The organism is Saccharothrix syringae (assembly GCF_009498035.1).
Classification (GTDB): domain Bacteria; phylum Actinomycetota; class Actinomycetes; order Mycobacteriales; family Pseudonocardiaceae; genus Actinosynnema; species Actinosynnema syringae.
In genome coordinates this window covers 7,722,046-7,745,853 of the sequence record NZ_CP034550.1, presented here as the reverse complement: position 1 = coordinate 7,745,853, position 23,808 = coordinate 7,722,046, and the positions used below count along the sequence as shown (strand labels likewise).

The 23,808-nt window shown below is 73.1% G+C and carries 17 protein-coding genes and 1 pseudogene; 11 read left to right on the top strand and 7 right to left on the bottom strand.

Annotated elements, in window-relative coordinates:
• Nucleotides 1-15 precede the first annotated feature (15 nt).
• The 10 genes from EKG83_RS32545 (at nt 16) to EKG83_RS32500 (ending at nt 12,853) form a co-directional block, all read left to right on the top strand.
• Complete coding sequence (locus tag EKG83_RS32545; protein WP_153278598.1) at nt 16-1,341, top strand: glycoside hydrolase family 6 protein; 1,326 nt, start codon at nt 16-18, stop codon at nt 1,339-1,341.
• Nucleotides 1,342-1,420: 79 nt separating this feature from the next.
• Nucleotides 1,421-3,217, top strand: coding sequence for a beta-L-arabinofuranosidase domain-containing protein (locus tag EKG83_RS32540; RefSeq protein ID WP_228122303.1), 1,797 nt, complete (start codon nt 1,421-1,423; stop codon nt 3,215-3,217).
• 269 nt (nt 3,218-3,486) lie between these two features.
• Entirely contained in the window at nt 3,487-4,758 is a 1,272-nt protein-coding gene (locus tag EKG83_RS32535) for an ABC transporter substrate-binding protein (RefSeq protein WP_033434884.1), read from the top strand.
• Nucleotides 4,755-5,711: a carbohydrate ABC transporter permease gene (locus EKG83_RS32530; RefSeq protein WP_033434883.1), complete on the top strand. Its 957-nt coding sequence runs from the start codon at nt 4,755-4,757 to the stop codon at nt 5,709-5,711. The genes EKG83_RS32535 and EKG83_RS32530 overlap by 4 nt, the downstream gene beginning before the upstream one ends.
• Nucleotides 5,712-5,734: 23 nt before the next feature.
• On the top strand, nt 5,735-6,583 hold the full coding sequence (locus EKG83_RS32525) for a carbohydrate ABC transporter permease (RefSeq protein WP_033434882.1): 849 nt from the start codon (nt 5,735-5,737) through the stop codon (nt 6,581-6,583).
• A gap of 24 nt (nt 6,584-6,607) precedes the next feature.
• On the top strand, nt 6,608-8,155 hold the full coding sequence (locus EKG83_RS32520; protein ID WP_033434881.1) for a glycoside hydrolase family 43 protein: 1,548 nt from the start codon (nt 6,608-6,610) through the stop codon (nt 8,153-8,155).
• Between the two features lie 196 nt (nt 8,156-8,351).
• Nucleotides 8,352-9,716: an endo-1,4-beta-xylanase gene (locus EKG83_RS32515; protein ID WP_153278597.1), complete on the top strand. Its 1,365-nt coding sequence runs from the start codon at nt 8,352-8,354 to the stop codon at nt 9,714-9,716.
• 90 nt (nt 9,717-9,806) lie between these two features.
• Nucleotides 9,807-9,980, top strand: coding sequence for a hypothetical protein (locus EKG83_RS32510; protein ID WP_153278596.1), 174 nt, complete (start codon nt 9,807-9,809; stop codon nt 9,978-9,980).
• Between the two features lie 95 nt (nt 9,981-10,075).
• Entirely contained in the window at nt 10,076-10,588 is a 513-nt protein-coding gene (locus tag EKG83_RS32505) for a general stress protein (RefSeq protein WP_084717054.1), read from the top strand.
• A 33-nt stretch (nt 10,589-10,621) separates the two neighbouring features.
• Nucleotides 10,622-12,853, top strand: a complete 2,232-nt coding sequence (locus EKG83_RS32500; protein WP_033434879.1) for a glycoside hydrolase family 3 C-terminal domain-containing protein — start codon at nt 10,622-10,624, stop codon at nt 12,851-12,853.
• A 183-nt stretch (nt 12,854-13,036) separates the two neighbouring features.
• On the opposite strand, the gene EKG83_RS32495 is transcribed toward EKG83_RS32500, so the two are convergent.
• Nucleotides 13,037-13,567, bottom strand: coding sequence for a CGNR zinc finger domain-containing protein (locus tag EKG83_RS32495; protein ID WP_033434878.1), 531 nt, complete (start codon nt 13,565-13,567; stop codon nt 13,037-13,039).
• Nucleotides 13,568-13,615: 48 nt separating this feature from the next.
• Here EKG83_RS32495 and EKG83_RS32490 point away from each other — a divergent pair, with 48 nt between their 5' ends.
• A complete protein-coding gene (locus EKG83_RS32490) occupies nt 13,616-14,542 on the top strand; it encodes an EamA family transporter (protein ID WP_211269257.1) in 927 nt (308 codons plus the stop codon).
• A gap of 52 nt (nt 14,543-14,594) precedes the next feature.
• Here EKG83_RS32490 and EKG83_RS32485 read toward each other — a convergent pair whose 3' ends face one another.
• The 6 genes and pseudogenes from EKG83_RS32485 to EKG83_RS32460 form a co-directional block, all read right to left on the bottom strand.
• Nucleotides 14,595-15,416, bottom strand: a complete 822-nt coding sequence (locus tag EKG83_RS32485; protein WP_033434876.1) for a hypothetical protein — start codon at nt 15,414-15,416, stop codon at nt 14,595-14,597.
• 349 nt (nt 15,417-15,765) lie between these two features.
• Nucleotides 15,766-18,492, bottom strand: coding sequence for an exo-rhamnogalacturonan lyase family protein (locus EKG83_RS32480; RefSeq protein ID WP_033434875.1), 2,727 nt, complete (start codon nt 18,490-18,492; stop codon nt 15,766-15,768).
• A gap of 200 nt (nt 18,493-18,692) precedes the next feature.
• Nucleotides 18,693-19,157, bottom strand: a complete 465-nt coding sequence (locus tag EKG83_RS32475; RefSeq protein WP_033434874.1) for a nuclear transport factor 2 family protein — start codon at nt 19,155-19,157, stop codon at nt 18,693-18,695.
• 227 nt (nt 19,158-19,384) lie between these two features.
• Nucleotides 19,385-20,569 (bottom strand): annotated as a pseudogene (gene rho, locus EKG83_RS32470) (transcription termination factor Rho); the annotation flags it as partial.
• 161 nt (nt 20,570-20,730) lie between these two features.
• Nucleotides 20,731-23,295: a CHAT domain-containing protein gene (locus EKG83_RS32465; RefSeq protein ID WP_228122302.1), complete on the bottom strand. Its 2,565-nt coding sequence runs from the start codon at nt 23,293-23,295 to the stop codon at nt 20,731-20,733.
• 156 nt (nt 23,296-23,451) lie between these two features.
• The gene (locus EKG83_RS32460) at nt 23,452-23,655 is read right to left on the bottom strand and encodes a hypothetical protein (RefSeq protein WP_033434872.1); all 204 of its coding nucleotides are present in this window, start codon (nt 23,653-23,655) and stop codon (nt 23,452-23,454) included.
• Nucleotides 23,656-23,808 lie beyond the last annotated feature (153 nt).

Sequence of the window (23,808 nt, the reverse complement as noted above, 5' to 3'; positions counted from 1 at the left end):
GTCAGAGGAGCTTCGATGAAGAGGAACAAGCAGGTCGCGGCCGCGACCGCGCTGTCGGGCGCGCTCGTGGCCGCGGCCCTGGCGCTGGCCGGTGGCACGGCCGCCCAGGCGGCTGATTCGCCGTTCTACGCCGATCCGTCGAGTTCGGCGGCGCGGTGGGTGGCGCAGAACCCGGGCGACTCGCGGGCGGGGGTGATCCGGGACCGGATCGCGTCGGTGCCGCAGGCGCGGTGGTTCACCACGACCAACACCTCGTCGGTGCGGGCGGAGGTCAGCGCGTTCGTGGGTGCGGCGGCGTCGGCGGGCAAGATCCCGATCCTGGTGGTCTACAACATCCCCAACCGGGACTGCGGCGGGGCCAGCGGCGGTGGCGCGCCCTCGCACTCGGCCTACCGGGCGTGGGTGGACGAGGTCGCGGCCGGGCTGGCCGGCCGTCCGGCGTCGATCGTGCTGGAACCCGACGTGCTGCCGATCATGTCCAACTGCCAGGACGCCAACCAGCAGGCCGAGACCCGGGCGTCGATGGCGTACGCGGGCAAGCGGCTCAAGGCCGGGTCGTCGCAGGCGAGGGTGTACTACGACATCGGCAACTCCGCCTGGCTGACCCCGTCCGAGGCGGCCAACCGGCTGCGCGCCGCCGACATCTCCAACAGCGCCGACGGCATCGCCTCCAACGTGTCGAACTACCGCTGGACCTCCGACGAGGTCAACTACGTCAAGAACATCCTCAACGCGGTGGGCGACTCCCGGCTCAAGGCCGTGATCGACACCAGCCGCAACGGCAAGGGCCCGCTGGGCGAGGAGTGGTGCGACCCGGCCGGCCGGGCCATCGGCACGCCGAGCACGACCACCACCGGCGACTCCCGCATCGACGCCTTCCTGTGGGTCAAGCTGCCCGGCGAGGCCGACGGCTGCATCGCCCAGGCCGGCCAGTTCGTGCCCCAACGCGCCTACGACCTGGCCATCGCCGCCGGCCCGATCACCACCACCAGCACCACCACCTCGACCACCACCACGGGCAACAACCCCGGTGGCGGCTGCGCGGTGACCCACCGGGTGGTCAGCCAGTGGTCGGGCGGGTACACCGGCGAGGTCGTGATCACGAACCGGGGTGCGGCGATCAGCAGCTGGACCCTCACGTTCTCGGCACCGGGCGTGACCGTCGTGCAGGGGTGGAACGGGACGTGGACCGACACGGGCGACACCGTGCGCGTCACCAACACGTCCTGGAACGGCTCGCTCGCCACGGGTGGCACCGCCACCATCGGGTACAACGCGAGCTACAGCGGGGCGACGCCGCCGTTCTCGTCACCGGTGCTGAACGGCACCGCGTGCTCCTGACGCGGCAGCGGACCCCGGAGGTCCCCCGCCCGGCGACTGCCCTCGCCGGGTGGGGGGCCGCCACCCCGCGGGAGCGCCCGTGAGGGACGACGCGGGCGTGTCCGCCTACCCGTTCGACCTCTCCGAGGTCCGGCTGACCTCGGGCCGGTGGCTGGACAACCAGGACCGGACGCTGTCCTACCTGCGGTTCGTCGACGTCGACCGGTTGCTCTACAACTTCCGCGCCAACCACCGGCTGCCCACCGGCGGCGCGGCGCCGCTGGGCGGCTGGGAGGCGCCGGACTTCCCGTTCCGCACGCACAGCCAGGGCCACTTCCTCACCGCCTGGGCGCAGGCGTGGGCGGTGCTGGGCGACACCACGTGCCGCGACAAGGCCAACCACCTGGTCGCGGAACTGGCCAAGTGCCAGGCCAACAACGGCGCGGCCGGCTTCAACACCGGCTACCTGTCCGGCTTCCCGGAGTCGGACCTCGACGCGCTGGAGGCGGGCTCGCCCAGGGCGGTGTCGTACTACGCGCTGCACAAGACCCTGGCCGGCCTGCTGGACGTGTGGCGCCACATCGGCGGCACGCAGGCCCGGGACGTGCTGCTGGGCCTGGCCGGCTGGGTGGACCGGCGCACCGCGCGGCTGTCCTACAACCGGATGCAGGCCGTGCTGGGCACGGAGTTCGGCGGCATGAACGCGGTGCTCGCGGACCTGTACCAGCGGACCGGCGACCCCCGGTGGCTGGTCGCGGCGCAGCGGTTCGACCACGCGGACGCGTTCACGCCCCTGGCGGCGGGCCACGACCGGCTCGACGGCCTGCACGCCAACACGCAGGTGCCGAAGTGGGTCGGCGCGGTGCGGGAGTACAAGGCCACCGGCACGCCCCGGTACCGCAACATCGCGGTCAACGCCTGGAACTTCACCGTCGGCGCGCACACCTACGTGATCGGCGGCAACAGCCAGGCCGAGCACTTCCGCGCGCCCAACGCCATCGCCGCGCACCTCGACACCGACACGGCCGAGGCGTGCAACACCCACAACATGCTCAAGCTGACCCGCGAGCTGTGGCTGCTCGACCCCGACCGGGTGGACTACTTCGACTACTACGAGCGGGCCCTGCTCAACCACCTCATCGGCCAGCAGGACCCGTCCGACGAGCACGGGCGCGTCTGCTACTTCACCGGCCTGAACCCCGGCCACCGGCGCGGCGACACCGGCCCCGCGTGGGGCGGCGGCAACTGGAGCACCGACTACGGCTCGTTCTGGTGCTGCCAGGGCACGGCGCTGGAGACCAACACCAAGCTGGCCGACTCGATCTACTTCCACAACGGCACCACGCTGGTGGTCAACCTCTACGCGTCCTCGGTGCTGACGTGGTCCTCCCGCGACATCACGGTCACCCAGACCACCACCTACCCGGCGAGCGACACCACCACCCTGACGGTCACCGGTGGCGTCGGCGGGACGTGGACGATGAAGTTCCGCATCCCGACGTGGGCCAACGGCGCGCGGGTCAGCGTCAACGGGGTGCCCCGGGACGTCACCGCCGCACCCGGCACCTACGCCTGCCTGACCCGGGCGTGGTCGTCCGGCGACGTGGTCACGCTCCGGCTGCCCATGCGCGTGGTGGTCCAGCCCGCCAACGACGACCCGGGCGTCGTCGCCGTGACCTACGGGCCGGTGGTGCTCGCGGGCGACTACGGCGACACCGCCCTGTCGGCGCCACCGTCGCTGGACACCGGCTCCATCACCCGCACCGGCACGTCGCCCCTGGCGTTCACCGCCCGCGCCGACGGCGCGACCGTGGACCTCCGGCCGTTCCACGACGCCCACGGCTTCAACTACACCGTCTACTGGCGCACCGGCGGCTCGTGGGGAACCGGGAGTTGACGTTGGCAGTTCGGCAGGACCGGTATTCCACCGGGGCCGGACTGCGCGCACCGGGAGCTAAAAGTTCGGCCCCACTTTTTAGCTCCAACCCGGGAGGGGCTGCGAAACAGTTTCGCCGCCCGTCGGCAAAGCCCGCACCAGAGAGTTCTTGACGAAAGTTGTGACTCAGCTTACGGTCGTGAACGCTAACAATCGGGATTCGTAACGAAAATTTTCGATTGCTCAACGAGGCTGTGCGCCGCGCGCCTCGGACAACTTGGAGAAACGCCGTGACCCTCCGCTCGCATTTGCTGCCCGCCGTCGCAGCACTCGCCCTGGTCGCCGCCGCCTGCACGCCCGGTGGGGGCGGCGGCGGTGGGGGCGGTGACGGCAAGTCCTTCGAGTTCTGGTCCTTCGCCGCGATCAACCAGAAGGCGTCCGTCGACGCCTACAAGCAGAAGCACCCGGACATCGACATCAAGCTGACCGAGGTGGGCACCTCCACGGAGACCGCGCAGGCGCTGACCACGGCGCTGGCCGGCGGCAAGGTGCCGGACCTGGTGCTGATCCAGGGCGACAACCTGCCGAAGTTCGTGGAGCAGCCGCAGAACTTCGTCGACCTGCGGACGCTGGGCGCCGACGACATCAAGGGCGACTACCTGGACTGGGTGATGACGCAGAGCATCGCCAAGGACGGCGAGGTGCTGGGCATCCCCACCGACGTGGGCGGCATGGCCGTGGCCTACCGGACCGACCTGTTCGCCGCCGCGGGCCTGCCCACCGACCCGGAGGCCGTCAGCGCGCTGTGGCCGACGTGGGACGCGTTCATCGAGACCGGGAAGCGCTACAAGCAGGCCACCGGCAAGGCGTTCACCGACAACGCCGCGACCAGCGTGTTCTACCAGGCGGTCAACCAGGTCTCGGCGAAGTACTACGACAAGGACCGCAAGCTGGTCTACGACAGCAACCCCGAGGTGAAGGCGGCGTTCGACCTCGGCATCAAGGCGGCCACCGCGGGGATCACCGCCGGGCAGTCGTCGTTCGAGAGCGCCTGGAGCGCCGGCATGGCGCAGGGCCAGTACGCGGCCGTGTCCGCGCCGTCGTGGATGCTCAACACCATCCGCAGCACCGCGCCCGACACCAACGGCAAGTGGAACATCGCGAAGATCCCCGGCGGCGCCGGCAACTGGGGCGGCAGCTACCTGGCCATCCCCAAGCGCGCGAAGAACCCCCAGGCGGCCTGGGACTACATCAAGGAGATGCAGTCGCCGGCGGGACAGCTGGAGCACTTCGGCCGGTCCGGCGCCCTGCCGTCGACGCCCTCGGTCTACCAGGACGCCAAGCTCGCCGAGTCCAAGGACCCGTTCTTCTCCAACGCGCCCACCGGCAAGATCTACACCGACGCGCTGCTGGAGCTGAAGCCGTTCTACATCGGCCCCGACAGCGCGACCATCGGCCAGGAGTTCCTGAACTCCATCACCAACGTCGAGCAGAGCGGCGGCAACCCGGCCACGGCGTGGGACGACGCGGTGCGCAACATCAAGACCGCCATCGGCAAGTGAGCACCGTGGCCGCCCCGCTCACCCTGGAGCGCCCGGCCGCGCCACCCCCCACCCCCGGGGTGACCCGGGGGTGGGGGGAGCGCCTGTCGGCGTACGCCTACATCGCCCCGTTCTTCGTCATCTTCGCGGTGTTCGGGCTGTTCCCGTTCGCCTTCACCTTCTACGTCGCGCTGTTCGACTGGAACCCCATCGGGGACCAGGTGTTCATCGGCGCGGACAACTTCACCCGCATGCTCGGCGACCCGCGGTTCTGGAACGCCGCGGGCAACACGGTGAGCATCTGGGCGCTGTCCACGGTCCCGCAGCTGCTGCTGGCCCTGGTGCTGGCGCACGTGCTCAACCACGCCCGGCTGCGGTTCGCGCTGTTCTTCCGCATGTCGATGCTGGTGCCCTACATCACCTCGGTGGCGGCCACCGCGATCGTGTTCGCGCAGCTGTTCGACCGCGACTACGGGCTGCTGAACTGGCTGCTGGGCCTGGTCGGGGTGGCACCGGTCGACTTCGTCCAGTCCACCTGGGGCAGCCACGTGCTGATCGCCACGATGGTGACGTGGCGGTGGTTCGGCTACACCACGCTGCTCTACCTCGCCTCGCTCCAGGCGGTGCCCCGCGCGGTCTACGAGGCGGCGGCCATCGACGGCGCGGGCGCGTGGCAGCAGTTCCGCCACATCACCGTGCCGTCGCTGCGGCCGGTGATCATCTTCACCGTGGTGACCTCCACCATCGGCGGGTTGCAGATCTTCACCGAACCGCTGCTGATCGCCACCGGCGCGCCGCTGACGTGCGGCGCGGTGCGGCAGTGCCAGACGCTGACGCTGTTCCTCTACGAGCAGGGCTTCGGCGAGTTCGCGTTCGGCTACGGCTCGGCGATCGGCGTGGCGCTGTTCGTGATGATCGTGGTCATCGCCGCGATCAACTACCTGCTGTCCGCGCGGATCAGGGCGGACCGATGACGGCCCCCGCGAAGGACGGACCGATGACGGCACCCGCGACGCGCGGCCGGCGTCCCGGCCGGGTCCGCTGGTGGACCTACCTGCTGCTGACCGCCGCGACGGTGGCCTGCCTGTTCCCGCTGTACTGGATGTTCATCGTGGCCACCACGGACACGGCGACGGCGACCCGGATGCCGCCCGAGGTGGTGCCGGGTGGGAACTTCTTCCACCTGCTGGGCCTGGTGCTGGAGACGGTGCCGTTCATCCAGGCGCTGCTCAACAGCCTGGTCGTGGCCACGGCCATCGGCGTGGGCCAGGCGGTGCTGTGCGCGCTGGCCGGGTTCGCCTTCGCCAAGCTGAGCTTCCCCGGCCGCAACGCCCTGTTCCTGGTCGTCGTGCTGACCATGACCGTGCCCACCCAGCTCTCGGTCATCCCGCAGTACATGATCATGTCGACGCTGGGCTGGGTCGACACCCTCCAGGCCCTGGTGGTGCCCGGCCTGGCCAGCGCGTTCGGCATCTTCTGGATGCGGCAGCACATCACGGCCACGATCAGCGACGAGCTGGTGCAGGCCGCCACGATCGACGGCGCGAACACGTGGCAGGTGTTCTGGCGCATCGCGTTCCCGATCGTGCGGCCGGCCGCGTTCGTGCTGGGCCTGTTCGGGTTCGTGACCGCGTGGAACGACTTCCTGTGGCCGTTCATCGTGCTCAAGTCCCCGGAGCGCTACACCGCCCAGATCGCCATCAAGGCGCTCCAGAACAGCTACGACGTCGACCTGGGCCTGGCCATGTCCGGCTCGTTCCTGGCCACGATCCCGCTGGTCGTCCTGTTCGTCCTCGTCGGCCGCCGCATGGTCGCCGGGATCCTCGACGGCGCCTTCAAGGGCTGAAGCCCTCGCACAACAAGGGAAACCATGACGTCATCGACCCCCGACACGCCGTTGTTCGACAACCCCGTCATCCCCGGGTTCCACCCCGACCCCAGCGCGTGCCGGGTCGGCGAGGACTACTACCTGGTGTGCTCCAGCTTCGAGTACTTCCCGGGCGTGCCGATCTTCCACAGCCGGGACCTGGTGCACTGGCGGCAGATCGGCAACGTCCTGGACCGGCCCTCGCAGCTGCCCCTGCCCGCCGACGCGATGGCGTCCGACGGCATCTACGCGCCCACGATCCGGCACCACGACGGCCGGTTCTGGATGATCACCACGAACGTGTCCAGCGGCGGCAACTTCGTGGTCAGCGCCGAGCGCCCCGAGGGCCCCTGGTCGGACCCGGTGTGGCTGGACCTGCCCGGCATCGACCCCGACCTGGTGTGGGACGAGGACGGCAACTGCTGGTCCGCGTTCGCGGGCGCCAGCGGGCCCAGCTTCCACGGCGTGCAGGTCGCCCGCGTCGACCCGGCGGCCGGGAAGGTGCTGGAGGGGCCGTTCCCCGCCTGGGCCGGTACCGGGTTGCAGTGGCCGGAGGCGCCGCACCTGTACCGCGTCGGGGACTGGTGGTACCTGCTGATCGCCGAGGGCGGCACCGAGCGCGGCCACACCGTGGCCATCGCGCGGGCCCGCTCGCCGCGCGGCCCGTGGGAGGGCGCGCCGCACAACCCGATCCTGACCCACCGCGGCACCAACCGCCCGATCCAGAGCACCGGCCACGCCGACCTGGTCACCACCCCGGACGGCCAGTGGTGGATGGTCCTGCTCGCCACCCGCCCGCGCGGCTACAGCCCCAACTTCCACGTGCTGGGCCGCGAGACCTTCCTGACCCCCGTGCGCTGGGAGGACGGCTGGCCGCACGTCGACCCCGTCAACCTGCGGGAACGGGCGCCGAGCGGCTGGCACCCGGTCGAGGCGGACCCGGCGCGCGACGACTTCGACGCACCCGACCTCGCACCCGCCTGGATCTCGCCGCGGTCGCGCCCGGACGGCTCGTGGTCGCTGACCGAGCGCCCGGGGTGGCTGGCCCTGCACGCCACCGGGTCCACCCTGGACCGGCCGGGCGCCACCCTCGTCGGCCGGCGCCAGCGGTACCCGGAGAGCCGCACCGCCGTCCTGCTGGACCCCGGCTCCGGCCGCGCCGGCCTGTCGGTGCGCCTCGACGAGGCCCACCACTACGACCTGGAGGTCGCGGACGGGCAGGTCAGCGTCATCGCCCGCATCGGGCCGCTGCGCCAGACCACGGCCACGCGCCCGGTGCCGCCGGGCCCGGTGACCCTCGCGATCACCACCCACTGGACCCGGCAGCTCCCGCAGGCCGAGGACGAGCCGACGGGGCTGCACGTCGCCGCGCCCGACTACCTCGTCTTCCACGTCGGCGACGAGCCGCTGGCCGAGCTGGACGGCAGGTACCTGTCCACGGAGGTCGCCACCGGCTTCACCGGTCGGGTGATCGGCCTGTACGCCACCGCCGGCACCGCGTGGTTCGACTGGTTCGAGCACACCCCGCTAAACATTCCGGGGAATTCTTGAGCCCAGCGGAGCGCTTGAATTGGTGATTGGCGCCACAGGGTGCACCGTGAGTGTAGTTTCGCATCTTTTCGATACTTTTGGCTTTGCCCGGAAGCTCCTCCGGGGCTTGATCCGGTGATATGTCCCGGTTAATACTGTTGATGGTTCCAGGCCGCACACCCGCGCTTTCGCGGGTGCTCCTCAGAAAGCACTGAAAATGACGCTGACAGTGAAGTCGGTATCACGGGTCGCCCTGGTGTCGACCCTGGTGGCCGCCGCCGCGGGTGCCGCCGTCCTGGTGGCGACCCCCGCCAGTGGCGCCGCCTCCACGCTCGCCGCGGCGGCGCAGCAGAGCGGGCGCTACTTCGGCACGGCGGTCGCGGCGAACAAGCTGGGCGACTCGACCTACGTGGGCATCCTCAACCGTGAGTTCGACATGGTCACGGCTGAGAACGAGATGAAGATGGACGCCACGGAGCCGAACCAGAACCAGTTCTCGTTCAGCAACGGTGACCGGATCGTCAACCACGCCCGCAACCAGGGCAAGCGGGTGCGCGGGCACGCGTTGGCGTGGCACTCGCAGCAGCCGGGCTGGATGCAGAACATGTCCGGCACGGCGTTGCGCAACGCGATGCTCAACCACGTCACCCAGGTCGCCACCTACTACAAGGGCAAGATCTACGCCTGGGACGTGGTCAACGAGGCGTACGCCGACGGCAGCTCCGGCGGTCGGCGTGACTCGAACCTCCAGCGCACGGGCAACGACTGGATCGAGGCGGCGTTCCGGGCGGCGCGGGCGGCCGACCCGAACGCGAAGCTGTGCTACAACGACTACAACACCGACAACTGGTCGCACGCCAAGACCCAGGGTGTGTACCGGATGGTGCAGGACTTCAAGTCGCGTGGCGTGCCGATCGACTGTGTCGGGTTCCAGGCGCACTTCAACAGCGGCAACCCGGTGCCGTCGAACTACCACACCACGCTGCAGAACTTCGCCGCGCTGGGTGTGGACGTGCAGATCACCGAGCTGGACATCGAGGGTTCGGGTTCGAGCCAGGCCCAGCAGTACCAGGGCGTGGTCCAGGCGTGCCTGGCGGTCGCGCGCTGCACCGGTATCACCGTGTGGGGCATCCGCGACAGCGACTCGTGGCGTTCCTCGGGCACCCCGCTGCTGTTCGACGGCTCGGGCAACAAGAAGGCCGCCTACACCTCGGTCCTCAACGCCCTGAACAGCGCCTCGGGCACCAACCCGACCACCACCAGCCAGACCAGCCCGACCGGTCCGACCACCACCTCGTCCAACCCCGACCCCGGCGGCTGCACCGCGACCTACGCCGAGGGCCAGAAGTGGAGCGACCGCTTCAACGGCCAGGTCACCGTCTCCGGCACCAACAACTGGGTCGTCACGGTCACCGTCAGCTCTCCGCAGCGGATCATCGCCACCTGGAACACCAGCCCGACCTGGGACTCCAGCGGCAACGTGATGACCGCACGCCCCAACGGCAACGGCAACACCTTCGGCTTCACCATCCAGCACGGGGGCAACTGGAGCTGGCCCAGCCTGACCTGCCGGGTCGGCTGAGCCACCGCACGTCCGACGGGAGGGTCCGGGTTCCCCGGGCCCTCCCGTTTCGCGTGGGTTCACCGCCGAACCCGGGGGTAACCGGGGTGGGTGAGCACACCGGAGCCCGACCCCGTGACCGCGGCCGACGAGGAGGCCGAACCCGACTTCGCCGACGAGCACGCCCGGCCGAGCGCCGCCGACGAGCAGTCCGGCACGGCCGACACGCGGCCGGACGAGTCGACGCCCGCGGGCGAGGGCGGGATGGACCCGACCCGGGCGTGAGCCGGGTCGCCCCGCCGGCGGGAACACCCGGTCGTGCCGGTTCGTCCAACGAGGTGAGGGCATCTCGCCACGAGTCTTCAACGGAGGTGACAGCGGTGATCAACTCAACCGCCTCACTGGGGCAGCGGGGCCCGATCGGGGTGCCGGTGCCGCCCACCGGGTGGCCGATCGGCTCGTACGCCACCTACGCCGAGGCGCAGCGCGCGGTGGACCACCTGGCCGACAGCGAGTTCCCCGTCCAGGACGTCACGATCGTCGGCGTGCAGCCCATGGTCGTCGAGCGCGTCACGGCCCGGCTGACCTGGGGCCGGGTGCTGGCCGGCGGCGCCACCTCGGGCGCCTGGTTCGGCCTGTTCGTCGGCCTGCTGCTCGGCGTGTTCAGCACCGGGCCGCTGCTGTCGCCGCTGCTGACGGGCCTGGTCACGGGTGTGCTCTTCGGCCTGGTCACGGCGGCGGTCGGGTACGCGTCGCTGCGCGGCAGGCGCGACTTCGCCTCGACCACGCAGCTCGTGGCCACCCGCTACGACGTGCTGTGCGAGCCCCGGACCGCCGAGAAGGGGCGCGACCTGCTGGGCAGGCTGGCGTTCGCGGGGCCGGCGAACCGCTGAGCGGGGCCCGCGGGCACGTGGTACTGCTGGGGCATGACCCCCCACCTCGACGTGCCGGCCGTGCTGGAGCAGTTGACGCGCGAGGAGAAGGTCGGCCTGCTCGACGGCTCCGACTTCTGGCGCACCCGGGCCGTGGAGCGCCTGGGCGTCGGGCGGGTCGTGCTCTCCGACGGGCCGCACGGCCTGCGCAGCCAACCCGAGGACGCCGACCACCTCGGCCTGCTCGGCGCGACCCCGTCGACCGCCTACCCGGTCGCCGCGGCCACCGCCTGCTCGTGGGACGTCGACCTGCTGCGGCGGATCGGCGCCGCGCTGGGGCGGGAGGCGCGGGCGCTCGGCGTGTCGGTCGTGCTCGGGCCGGGCGTGAACATGAAGCGCTCGCCGCTGTGCGGGCGGAACTTCGAGTACTTCTCCGAGGACCCGCTGCTGGCCGGTGAGCTGGGCGTGGCCGTGGTGGAGGGCGTGCAGGGCCAGGGCGTCGGCACGTCGGTCAAGCACTTCGCCGCCAACAACCAGGAGACCGCGCGCATGTCGGTGTCCGCCGAGGTGGACGAGCGGACGTTGCGCGAGGTCTACCTGCCCGCCTTCGAGCGCGTGGTGACCCGCGCGCGGCCGTGGACGGTCATGTGCTCCTACAACCGGGTCAACGGGGAGTTCGCCTCCCAGCACCGGTGGCTGCTCACCGGGGTGCTGCGCGACGAGTGGGGCTTCGACGGGTGCGTGGTCTCCGACTGGGGCGCGGTTTACGACCGGGTCAGGGCGCTGGCCGCCGGGCTGGACCTGGAGATGCCCTCGTCGGGCGGGACCGGCCGGGACGCCCTGCTGGCCGCGCTCGACGCCGGCGCGCTCGACGAGGCCGAGGTGGACCGCGCCGCGGCACGCGTGCTGGAGCTCGTCGCCAAGGCTCGACCGGCGGCGGGCGCCACCTACGACGAGGACGCGCACCACGCCCTGGCCCGGGAGGCCGCGGCCGAGTCCGCGGTGCTGCTGAAGAACGACGGCGCGCTGCCGCTCGACCCCGACGGCGGCCCGCTCGCGGTCGTCGGCGAGTTCGCCCGCACGCCGCGCTTCCAGGGCGGCGGTTCGTCCCGGGTGACCGCGACCCGGGTGGAGGACGCCCTGACCGCGCTGCGCCGGACCGCGCGGCGCGAGATCCGGTTCGCGCCCGGCTTCACCCTCGACGGTTCCGGCGACGCCGGAGCGCTGCTGGCCGAGGCGGTGGAGGCCGCGCGGGGCGTCGTGGCCGCGGTGTTCCTGGGGCTGCCGGACTCGGGGGAGTCCGAGGGCTACGACCGCACCCACCTGCGCCTGCCCGGGGAGCAGGTCGCCGTGCTGGAGGCGGTGGCGGCCGTCGCGGAGCGGGTGGTCGTGGTGCTGTCCAACGGCTCGGTGGTCGAGGTCGAGCCGTGGCAGCGGCACGCCGACGCCCTGCTGGAGGCGTGGTTGCCCGGTCAGGCCGGCGGCGCCGCCGTCGCGGACCTGCTGCTGGGGGTGGTCACCCCGTCCGGGAAGCTCGCCGAGACGATCCCGGTCGCCCTGGAGCACAACCCGACGATCGGCAACTTCCCGGGCGAGCACGACGTGGTCCGCTACGGCGAGGGCCTGCTCATCGGCTACCGCTGGTACGACGCCCACGGGCTGCCGGTCGCGTACCCGTTCGGGCACGGGCTGTCCTACACCCGGTTCGACTACCGGGACCTGGAGGTGGAGGTCGACGGGAGCGGCGCGCGGGTGTCGGTGGTGGTGACCAACGCGGGCGACCGGCGCGGCAAGGAGGTCGTGCAGGTCTACGTGTCGGACGACGAGGCGAGCGTGTTCCGGCCGGAGCGGGAGCTGAGGGCGTTCGCCAAGGTCGACCTGGCGCCGGGGGAGTCGACCAGGGTGGTCCTGCCGCTCGATTCGCGGGCCTTCGCGTTCTGGCACACCGGGGTGGGGCGCTGGGTGGTCGAGCCCGGTGGGTTCACCGTGCTGGTGGGCGCGTCGTCGCGGGACATCCGGTGCCGCGCCGGGGTGCGGTTGGCCGGTGAGCGGATCGTCCCGCCCCTGTCGGCCGACTCGACGGCCGAGCAGTGGCTGGCCCACCCGTGGGCGGCCTCGCGGCTGCGGGGAGTGGTTGCCGGGACCGGGATGGAGGGCATGCTCGACGACCCGGAGGCGGGGCGGATGGTGCGGGCCATCCCGATGCGGCGGTTGGCCCGGTTCCCGGGGTCGCCGCTGGACGAGCGGTGGTTGGCGGAGACGGCGGAGGCGGCCAACCGGAGTTGAGCGGGGGCGGCCGGGCGGCCGGGTCGATCGGCCCCGCCGCTCTCGGCGCTTCGGCTCCTCTCGGCGCTTCGGCCCTCGGTACCGCCTTCTTCGACCTCGCCCTCTTCGACCTCGCCCTCTTCGACCCCGCCCTCTTCGACCCCGCCCTCTTCGACCCCGCCGCCCTCGTCCACCGCTGTCGAGCTACCGCTTCCGGGCCCGATAAGCGGCCACCGCGAGCCGGTTGCCGCAGGTGGTGCTGCAGTAGCGGCGCGAGCGGTTGCGCGACAGGTCCAGCACGATGCCGTCGCAGGTCTCGTCGGCGCACACCGACAGCCTGCTCATCTCGTCGGCCCGGATGACGTCGATCATCGCCATGGCCGTCTCGGCGGCGATCCGGTCGGCGAACGGCGTGTCGGGGTGCACCACGTGGATGTGGTAGTCGAGCCCGTCGTGCCGGACGAGCCTGGGCACCGCCCGGTAGGCCGCCAGGGTCTCGTTGACCAGCTCGACCGCCGTGTCGCGGTCGCTGGTCAGCAGGCGGCGCAGCGGGGCCCGCAGGGCGCGGACCGCGTCCAGCTCGCCGGTGTCGTGCGTGCGCGAGCCGGTGTAGCGGTGCCTGGCGTAGAACGCGTCGAGCTGCGCCGGGTCGGTCATCGTGTCCGGTTCCACCGCCGTGTTCACCAGCTCGACCGCGGCCAGCAGGGAGGCGGTCGTGTCATGGGTGAAAAGCACGTTGACAGGTTACCGGGTCGGTCCATAGCGTCATGAGCCATGGCGGCGATGACGCATGACACACGCACGAACACGCAGTGGGGCACCGGGCTGGGGCTGGCGGTCCTCTCCGCCTCGGCGTTCGGCCTGTCCGGGCCGCTGGGCCGCGGCCTGATGGAGACCGGCTGGTCGGCCGCCGCGGCGGTGGCGGCCCGGGTGCTGCTGGCCGGGCTGGTCCTGGCGCCCTTCGCGGTCCTCCAGCTGCGCGGCCGCACCCACCTGCTGCGCCGCAACGCGGGCGTCGTCGTCGGGTACGGCCTGGTCGCGGTCGCCGGGTGCCAGCTCGCCTTCTTCAACGCGGTGGCGCGCATGGAGGTCGGCGTGGCGCTGCTCGTCGAGTACACCGCCCCGGTGGCCGTGGTGGGGTGGCTCTGGCTGCGGCACCACCAGCGCCCCGGCCGGCTCACCGTCCTCGGCGCGCTGCTGGCCGTCGTCGGCCTGCTGCTGGTGCTGGACCTGCTCTCCGGCGCGCGGGCCAACGTCGCGGGCATCCTGTGGGCCCTGGGCGCCATGGTCGGCGCGGCCGCGTACTTCGTGCTCTCGGCGCGCGAGGAGGACGGCCTGCCCGGCACCGCGCTGGCCTCCGGCGGCCTGCTGCTCGGCGGCCTGGTCCTGCTGCTGGCCGGTGCGGTCGGCCTGGTCCCGTTCACCGCGAGCACCGCCCCCGCGGCGTTCGACGGGTTCACCGCGCCCTGGTGGGTGCCGGTCGTGCTGCTCGGCGTGGTGACCGCCGCCCTCGGCTACGCCACCGGCATCGCCGCGATCCGCAGGCTGGGCGCCCGCCTGGCGTCGTTCGTGGCGCTCACCGAGGTGCTGGCCGCGCTGGTGTTCGCCTGGCTGCTGCTCGGCGAGGCGCCGCGGCCGGTGCAGCTGCTCGGCGGCGTGCTCACCCTGCTCGGCGTGGTGGTCGTCCGCCTCGGCGAGCGCCGGCCGTGACCCGGCCGCGGTGGCAGGCGACCCGGTCGTGCCCGCCCGCGACCGGGCGCGGTCACCGGCGGGCCAGGAACTCCTCGAACAGCTCCGGCAGGTAGACCAGGACCAGCTCGATCGTGCCGATCACCCCGCCCACCGGGTCGAACCCGGCGTACGCGAAGGCGATCTGCGAGCCCTTGTAGCCGGGTGCGGACTCGCGCACGTCGGTGAACCAGTCCAGGAACGGCACCCGGCGCGGCGCCAGGTCCGGGTGCACCAGCAGGCCGTAGACCAGCAGCAGGTCCAGCACGACCGGCCGGTTGCGCAGCGTCCAGCGGTAGAACTCGGAGAACAGGAAGAACCGGCGCTCCACCCCGGTGGGCCGCAGGCCGTGGACCTGCTCGGCGAGCCGGACGCCGTGGTCGGTGGAGGACTGCTCGGCCTCGGCCCACGCCCGGTCGTGCGCGTGGCGCGCGGTCAGCTCGCCCCGGTGCAACCTGGTCAGGTAGCTCGCCCAGCGCGCCGAACCCGGGTTGCCGAACCCGTCCGCGGACCGGCCGAGCGCGATGGCCACCCCGCGCTCGATCCCCTCCAGGATGGCCGCGTCCACGTGCGAGACCCAGGTGCCGGGCGCGCCCAGGTCGCGGTCGCGGAAGAACGCGATGACGCCCTCGATGTTGCGCCACCGGTCGGACGCGCCCAGCGCGGCGGCGGGCCCGCGTTGCAGCGCGCGCAGGAACTCCAGCCGCTCGTCCGTGGTCATCCGGTCGATCTCGGCCGCGGTGCAGTCCAGCTCGGCCGCGCACCGCAGGTGCGCCGAGGTGTGCGCCGCCGCCGGGGTGGGCGCCACCAGACCGACGACGAGCGCGAGGACGACGAGCCACGCCAACCGCTTCACACTCGGAAACCTAACTCGTTCGAGTGGTCGTTCCGACCCAAACCACTCGACCGGCGGAGTCCGCCCCACCTGGTATGGGGAACGCCCGGCACCCGGTCCCGCGCGGTGGACCCGGGATCGCGGGACCGGGGCGAGCCGGGAGGACCCGCGCGGTGGACCCGGGATCGCGGAACCGGGTCGGGCCGGGAGGACCCGCGCGCACGCCCACCGTCGCCGCCGGCGCGCCGGAGCTCCACCCCCGCCCGGCTGCCGCGAGTCCGGCTGCCGCGAGTCCGGCTGCCGCGAGTCCGACTGCCCCGACCCCGGTCGACGCCCGCCCGATCCCCGAGGGCACGCGTCGACCGGGACCTCACCGGTCCACCCGGTCCGGCGGCAGCGCGTCCCCGATCAGCGCCAGGTTCTGGATCGCGGCCAGCCCGTACTGCGCCGACGCGTTGGTCGACACGAACACCGCCTCGTCCACCGGCCGCAGCGCGTCCGCCCCGCCCACGCGCGTCGACCGCCACGGCAGCCCCGGCCCGTACCCGTCCTGGCCCGCGAAGAACTCGTCCCACGCCCGCCGCGCCAGCGCCGCGTCCCCGGTGCGGGCCGCCGCGTACGCGGTCAGCCGGGAGTGCATCTGGCGGAACCCGAGGTCCCACGAGCCGCCGACCTCGGCCTGCTGCTCCTCCCGCGTGGCGCCGTAGAGGCGGCAGTACTGCACCCACGCCCGCTCGAACCCGGGCACGTCCAGCGCGTCCACCAGCTCGGCGCAGATCTCGGCCAGGCCGAACACCGCGGACAGGTGCGACACGCTCACCTGCACCCGGTCGGTGGCGAACCGACCCGTCCCCAGGTCGTACAGCGCCTCGCCGGTGACGAACCCGTTCCGCAGCCGCGCGATGTCCTCCACCGTGCCCAGCAGCTTCTGCCGCGCGACCGGGTCGCCGCCGCGCTCCCACTCGGTGAACCACGCCGCGGCCAGCGCGCCCCAGTCGGTGCCCAGGCCGACGGCCAGTGCGCGCGGATCGGGCTCGTAGGGCTCGGTGCGGACCTTGCGCAGCGGGTCCAGGGCGAGGAACGTCCGGTCGGCGTCCACCAGGTCCCGCATCAGGTCGCCGACCCGCTCGTCGGCGGTGAGGAAGTAGTGGAACCGCCGGTTCGCCGCGGTGCTGATGCGCAGCTGCTTGGCGCTGCACCCCCAGTGCAGCACGTTGTGCCTGCTGCCCAGGTCCCGCCACGGCCCCGCGTGGTAGACGTCGACCTCGCCCGTGTGCCGGGTCATCGCCTCGGCCATCCGGAACACGTCGGCCCGGCCGCTGCGCAGGTAGGCGTACCAGAGCCAGAGGTCGGTGGACAGCTCCGAGTTGTCCCACGCGTAGCCGCCCACGTCGTAGCGCCACTGGTGCCGGTCGGCGTCGTAGCTGTGCATCACATCGCCGTAATCCCAGAACCCGTACCAGCGCCGCTGCTCCACCTGGTCGCGGTGGAACTCGAACAGGAAGTCCAGCCGGTCCTCGATCGCGGCCCGGGCGGGCGTCGAGCGGTCGACCGGCGACCAGTCGCCGAACACGCCCGCGTCCCGCAGGTGTCGCGGCGGTGCGACCAGCAGCGGCGGCAACCGCACGGCCTCGGCCATCGCGGCCAACCGGTCGTTGGCCGGCGTCGACCCGAGCGCCCACAGGGTCAGCTCGCTGGTGCGCGCGACGCCGTGGGCGGTGCCGAACCCGGGCTCGTAGTCCTCGTAGGTGATCTGGAGGCCCTCCAACTGCTCCGGGTGGGTGTCCATGCCCAGGCCGTCGTGGTAGAAGCGCGGGTCCATCGGGCGGGCGTCGGGCGACCACAGCCAGACGGTCACCTCGGCGCGGTCGCCTGCCGCGCCCCGCACGTCGAGCTGCGTGGGGTGCAGCTGCCAGAAGTTCCGCAGCCCGAAGGCCAGGCCGCCGCTCGGCCCGCCGACGTAGCCGAACCCGGGCGCCCGCCGCCCGCCGTCCGCGGTCACCCACGCGTGGCCTGGCTTGGTGCGCTTGCGGACGGTGAAGCCGTCGGCGCTGAGCTGGCCGAGGCTGTAGTCGCCCCAGGCGGGGATGAGCTCCAGCCGGCTGCTGACCCGCGCGTCCCAGGTCGACGGGTCGGGCAGCCGCTCGCCCGCCACCTGGGCCCGGCGGACCTCGGCACCGGGGTCGCGGCGCAGGCCGGTGACGCCGCGCACCGCCTCGCGCAGCAGCCCGCCGTCCTCGCCGCCGAACCGGACGTGCCGGTCGTGCAGGGGGTCGGTCATCGGCACCTCGAACCGGATGCCCAGCCCGCGCAGGAAGTCGTCCTCGGTGCCGTCCCAGACGAAGGTGTGGGTCATCCGGACGGCGTCGCTGCCGGCGAAGAAGTAGAACCGGACGGAGAACGGCAGCCACTCGCGCCGCCCGCCGTCGTCCCGGTGCACCCCGTCGACCCGCACCACCGCCCGCACCGGACCGCGCTGCTCGACGACCACGTCGCGCACCGCGCTGACGAACCGCTGCCGCCGGGTGGTCTCGGCGTCGCCGTCGCCGTCCTGGCGCAGGCAGACCAGGCGGCCGCGCCGGACCACGGCCCGGCCGCCGCGGACGATCCGGTCGACCAGGTCGGCGCCGCGCGTGCGCAGGGTCACCTCGACCACGCCGGTGCGGACGGTGACCCGACCGCCCCGCTCCTCGACGGTGACGGGGTGCTCGGGGGCCGGCGGGGTGCCCGGGGCCAGCCGGTACTCCCGGTCGGCGGTCGGGCCGCTGATGGCGTGCGCGGTCCACTTCAGGGAGCCGTCGGGCCAGTAGCCGGTGGGCCAGGTCTGGAGCGGGACCGGGGTGCCGGTGGTCGTGGTGAGGGTGAACCGCTGGTCGGGGGTGAAGGTGCCGCGCGGCCAGGGCACGCCCCAGGTGGTGCCCGCGTGGGTGGCGGGGGTGCCGCCCTCCAGCCAGTGCAGGGTGACCTCGCGCGGGGGGTTCGGGAGGTTTGGTGCTTCCGGTGCTTCCGGTGCTTCCGGTGCTGCTGTTGCGGGTGGCGCGGCGTACGCGGCCACGGCGACGCCGCCCAGGAAGGTTCGTCGGTTCACGGCAGCCATCCGCTCCTCCTCATCGGGACTGTGAGTGGAAAGCGCTTTCCGGTCTGGGTGTACTGCACCACTGACCGGCGGCCCCGTCAACCGCCGATCGGCCACCGGTCGGAGGGGTGCCCGCAGGCGTGCGCGGTCCTGCCCGAAGGCCCGAAGGCCCGAAGGCCCGAAGGCCCGAAGGCCCGAAGTGTCCGGATTGGACGAAAGACCTAGCGGACGAAGGCGTCCACGTCGTCCACGGGCGTGGCGGCGTCGAACGCCTCCGCCGTCGCGGTGCCGCCCTCGTCGGAGTCGTAGTCGACCACGATCCGCCACCGGTCGGTCCTGCGGCTGAACACGTGGAACCGGCCGTAGACGTCCCTGGTCTCGCCGGACTTGGTGAGGGTGAGGCGGAACAGGCCGCGTTCGCTCGCGGCGGTGTCGGACGCGAGGCGTTCGGTGAAGCGGAACTCGATGGCGATCGCGTCGCCGTTGCCGGACACCCGCTCGAAGAACGAGGTCGTCACGGCGCTGTACTCGGCGTGGCCCTGGACCTCGCCGGCCGGTCCGCCGGCCCGGATCAGGTCCTCGCCGTGCAGGGCGAGGAAGGCCGGCGCGTCGAGGGCGGCGTAGGCGCTCCGGAAGGCGTGCCACACGTCGTGGTTGAGCGCGCGGAGCGTGGGTGCCGACGTCACGGTGCGGTGTTCTCCATGGGCCCCGAGTCTAGGGACGGGGGCCGGGGGTGACGAGCGGATTACCGGTGGGGGAGGGAGACGCGGCGGGAATCCGGGCGCGGGCCCCGAGGGCGCGAGGCGGCCGGAGTCCCGGTGGTGCGGGGGCGCTCGTGGGTGCGGTGGCCGGGAGTCCCGGTGGTGCGGGGGCGCTCGTGGGTGCGGCGGCCGGGAATCCCCCTGGCGTGGCATCACCCGCGGGCGAGTTGGACCAGGAACTCGGCGTTCGTGCGGGTCTTGCGCAGGCCGTCGAGCAGCACGTCGACCTCGCGACCGTCCAGGGCCCGGCGCAGCCGGTTCGTGACGGCCAGCTCCTCCGGCGTCATCAGCAGCTCGTCGCGGCGCGTGCCGGACTGCGCGACGTCCACCGCGGGGAACACCCGCCGCGAGGCGAGCCTGCGGTCCAGCTTCAGCTCGGCGTTGCCGGTCGCCTTGTACTCCTCGAAGATCAGCGTGTCGCCGGCCGAACCGGTCTCCACCAGCGCGGTGGCGAAGATGGTCAGCGAACCGCCGCCCTCGACGTTGCGCGCCGCGCCCAGGAAGCGCTTGGGCGGCAGCAGCGCGCCGGAGTCCACGCCGCCCGACAGCACGCGCCCGGACGGCGGCGCGGCCAGGTTGTAGGCGCGGCCCAGCCTGGTCAGCGAGTCCAGCAGCACCACCACGTCCCGGCCCTGCTCGACGAGTCGCTTGGCGCGCTCGACGGCCAGTTCGGCGACCGCGACGTGGTCGGCGGGGGAGCGGTCGAACGTCGAGGCGACCACCTCGCCCGGCACGGCCCGGCGCAGGTCGGTCACCTCCTCGGGGCGCTCGCCGACGAGCACGAGCATCAGGTGGCACTCGGGGTGGTTGGCGCGGATGCCGCGGGCGATGGACCTCAGCACCGAGGTCTTGCCCGCCTTGGGCGGGGCCACCACCAGGGCGCGCTGCCCCTTGCCGACGGGCATCAGCAGGTCGATCACCCGCGTGGTCAGGTCCTCGGGCGTGGTCTCCAGCCGCAGGCGCTCGGCGGGGTGCAGCGGCACCAGGTCGGTGAACGCGGGTCGGGGCGAAGCGGGGTCGCGGCCGTTGACCCGGTCGACCCGCGAGACCTGCGCGGTGCGCGCTTGCCCGCGGCGGCCGGCGGTGGTGTGGGCGGTGCCGGACACCAGGTCGCCGCGGCGCAGGCCGAGCCGGTCGACGAGGGCGCGGGGGACGACCGGGTCGCCCGGGGCGGGCAGGTAGCCGGTCGTGCGGAGGTGGGCGGTCGTGCCGACGACGTCCAGGATGCCGCTGACTTCGGTGTGGACGGTGGTCGGTTCTTCTGCTCTGGTCAGTGTTGCGGTCATGGCGGGGTTGCGTCCTTCCCGGACGGGACGGCCCGCTGAACGCGCGGGCCGGGGTGAAGGCGGTGAACGCGGCGGTCGCGATCCGCACCTGGGGGAAGTCCCCGCGGGAGGCGTGGCCAACATCCGCCGGAGACACCGCCATGGTAGCGCACCACCGCCGGGGTTCGCAACACCCGACCGCCCCGACCCGAACAGTCCTCAGTGGACCGCTCTCACCCCTGCCCGCTGCCCAGGCAGACGAACGGCCGCCGCAGGGGGTCGACGGCGATCGCGTCGGCCAGCGCCTCCGCCGGCCGCGCCCCCGACGCCAGGCTGCGGTGGTAGTCGTCCATCGCGGCCGCGCACGCCTGGTCGCCCACCCGGCTCAACGGCGCGATCACCGTCTGCGACCCGCCGGCCAGCAGCGCGCTGGCGAACCCCAGGGGCTCGTCACCGGGGCGGATGCGGTTGAGGGCCAGCTCGCAGGCGGCCAGCACGACCTGCCGCGACGGGCGGTCCAGCCCGGCCACCTCGTGCGCGTACAGCGGCCCGTCGCTGAGTTCGAGCCGGGAGAACAGCGCGTTCTCCGGCTCGTGGATGCCGTGCGCGGCCAGGTGCGCGATCTCGGCGCCGTCCAGCTCGCGCAGCACGGTCGACACCGCGGCGCCCTTGCCGGACATGAGCCTGGCGGTGCTGTAGTGCGCGCCCAGCTTGTCGATCTCGCCGACGGCCGCGGGCAGGCCGGGGCCGCGGACCAGCACGGTCCGCCCGGGCCGGTACTCGGCGCGTTCGGCGGCCAGCCACGCCGTGGCCGACGGCGCCACGACCGCGGGCCGCGCCTGGAGGGTGGGCAGCACGCCCCACGGCACGGCGTACAGCGCGCCGGTCGGCACGATCACCAGCTCCCGGTCGCCGACCAGCTCGGCCAGCGGCTGGACGAGCTGCGCGTCCAACCGGTCCGCCTGCTTGCGGGCGGAGGCCGCCATCACCTGCACCAGCGGCTCGGGCAGGTGGTCGGGGGCCAGGGCGTTGAGGTCGGCGTTGAGCGTGCGGGCGCTCTCCGCGGCCCGCTCGGCCGACCCGAGCCGGGCCAGCCGGACCGCCGAACCCACCACGACGACCGCGACCAGGCGGTCCTCGGACGAGGCGTAGCTGACCAGGGCGCGCTCGCCCAGCCGCGCCATCACCTCGGCCGGCGCGGCGACCGGGCGCGGCCTGCCCCAGCGGCCGCTGTGCCAGCCCAGCCGGTTGGCCTCGCGGAGGCGTTCGGCGTGGCGGGCGCGCAGCGCGGCGGTCGGGTGGCCCTCGTGCTCGGCCTGGTGGATCGACTGGGTGAGGCTGCGCACCTCCGCGATCCGCTCGGCCAGCTCCGGGTTGTCCACCCCGACCAGCGGCTCGTAGCGGTAGGTCTGCGCCCTGGTGCGCTCCAGCCAGGAGAACAGCCGGCGCGCGCTGCCGCCGTCGAGCACCAGGTGCACGGCCAGCTCGGCCAGCTCCCGGCCGTGCAGCGCGGTGCCCGACAGCAGCTCCAGGCCGCCCATCCGGTCGCGCACGCGTTCGAGGTCGGTCAGGCCGGCCCCGATCTCGGCGAGCGCGGCCGCGGTCCGGCCGCGCGCCACGGCCAGCTCGGCCCGGCACAGGCGGCGCAGCATCCGCTGGTCGATCGGGGTGAGCCGGCCGGGCCGGGGCACCGCGCCGAGGATCGCCGCGGCCGCGTCGGTGTTCCCGCGGCGGACCTCCAGCCGGGCCGCCAGCATCCGGGCCACCGCCGCCTGCTGGGCCAGCCGGGGCGCGGGCAGCTCCTCGGCGAAGTCGAGCACGCGCCGGGGCAGCGACCGGGGGACCCGGCCGGAGCGCAGCGCCACCGCGGTGTCGACGCGCAGGCCGACGAGCGTGGCGTCCGCGACGCACGTGGCGCAGCCCCACCGGCGCATCCGCCGCCGCGCCGAGGACGCCATCCGCCGGGCCAGGTCGAGGTCGTCGGTCATGAACGCGGCCACGGCCCGGTGCAGCTCGGCGGTCGCCAGCTCCCGGGTGGTGCTGTGCTCGGCGCGCATCACCGGCAGCACGGCGTCGAGCTGGTTGCCCGCCTCGTCGGCCAGGCCCGCGGTCAGCAGCGCCTGCGCCCGGCTCAGGCCGACCACGAGCGGTACGTCCAGGCCCAGGGCGCGGTACGCGCGCTCGCACTCCTCGAAGCGCCGCAGGGCCGCCGGGACGTCGCCCACGCGCAGCTCCAGCAGGCCGAGCTGGTGCCTGGCGTCGGCGGCGCCGGTGGTCAGGCCGTGCTCGGTGGCCAGCGCGACGGCCCGGTCGAGGTCCTGCCGCGCCTCGGCGACCAGCCCGAGCTTGCCGTGGGCGTTGCTCCTGGTCGACAGCGTCTTGACGATCGGCTCGACCAGTCGCGCCGCGGGTTCGCCCGCGGCGAGCCGGGCCTGCTCGTGCCGCAGCGCGGAGTCCAGCGCCCCGATGCCCTCGTCGAGCAACCCGGCGCTGAGCAGCAGCAGGCCGCGGTTGTGCTCCACGCTGCCCCACAGCTCGGCCCGCAGCAGCGGGTCGACCACGTCGTCGATCATCTCCCGGACCTCGACCAGCCTGGCCAGCCCCGCGGCGGGGCCGGCGGCCTCGGCGGTCACCGCCGCCAGCGTCGAGGACACCCGGATGCGGACCACCAGCCACTCGCCCCGCACGTCCGGGTCGACGGGGTCGACCGAGTCCACGAGGGCGCGGGCGCGCCGCAGGAGCCGCAGCGCCTCGCGATGCCGGCCCGAGCAGGTGGCGACCACCCCGCTGCGGTGCACTTCTCGCGCTTCACGGATGATCCGGGCCTCGTCACGCGATGGAATCGCCGGCACCTACCCATCACAGCACAAAACAGGACCGGAGAATGCCCGCCGACCGGGAGACCCCGGCCGGCGGGCGCGATCACACCGGGCGTGGTGCCCGGCGCGGTGAACTCAGGACCGCGGCGACTGCGGGCAACCACCGGTCAGGCACGTGGTGGTCAGCTCGCCTTCGCCGTGCTCGTGCTCGTGGTCGTGCTCCGCGTCCCGCGGCTCCTCCGGCACGACCGGCAGCGCGGTCGGCGGCGCGGTCGGCGTGGGCGTGGTGCCCTCCTGCGGGACGGTTTCCCCCAGGAACTGCTCCGTGGTCGTGGACATAGAGATCTTCCTCCCCTGATGATCTGCCCAGTCCGAGAACGGACCCAGATGACTGCGCTGGGTCAGGTTCGGCGGCCCCTCGCTCCGCGCGAACGGGTCAATGGTGGCACAACGGAGTAGTGATCGGAGACGAATTTCGCACATCGAGTGACG

Coding starts and splice junctions, on each gene's coding strand:
- EKG83_RS32545 (WP_153278598.1), top strand. CDS start 16: ATGAAGAGGAACAAGCAGGTCGCGGCCGCGACCGCGCTGTCGGGCGCG.
- EKG83_RS32525 (WP_033434882.1), top strand. CDS start 5,735: ATGACGGCACCCGCGACGCGCGGCCGGCGTCCCGGCCGGGTCCGCTGG.
- EKG83_RS32520 (WP_033434881.1), top strand. CDS start 6,608: ATGACGTCATCGACCCCCGACACGCCGTTGTTCGACAACCCCGTCATC.
- EKG83_RS32515 (WP_153278597.1), top strand. CDS start 8,352: ATGACGCTGACAGTGAAGTCGGTATCACGGGTCGCCCTGGTGTCGACC.
- EKG83_RS32500 (WP_033434879.1), top strand. CDS start 10,622: ATGACCCCCCACCTCGACGTGCCGGCCGTGCTGGAGCAGTTGACGCGC.
- EKG83_RS32490 (WP_211269257.1), top strand. CDS start 13,616: ATGACGCATGACACACGCACGAACACGCAGTGGGGCACCGGGCTGGGG.
- EKG83_RS32480 (WP_033434875.1), bottom strand. CDS start 18,492: ATGGCTGCCGTGAACCGACGAACCTTCCTGGGCGGCGTCGCCGTGGCC.
- EKG83_RS32460 (WP_033434872.1), bottom strand. CDS start 23,655: ATGTCCACGACCACGGAGCAGTTCCTGGGGGAAACCGTCCCGCAGGAG.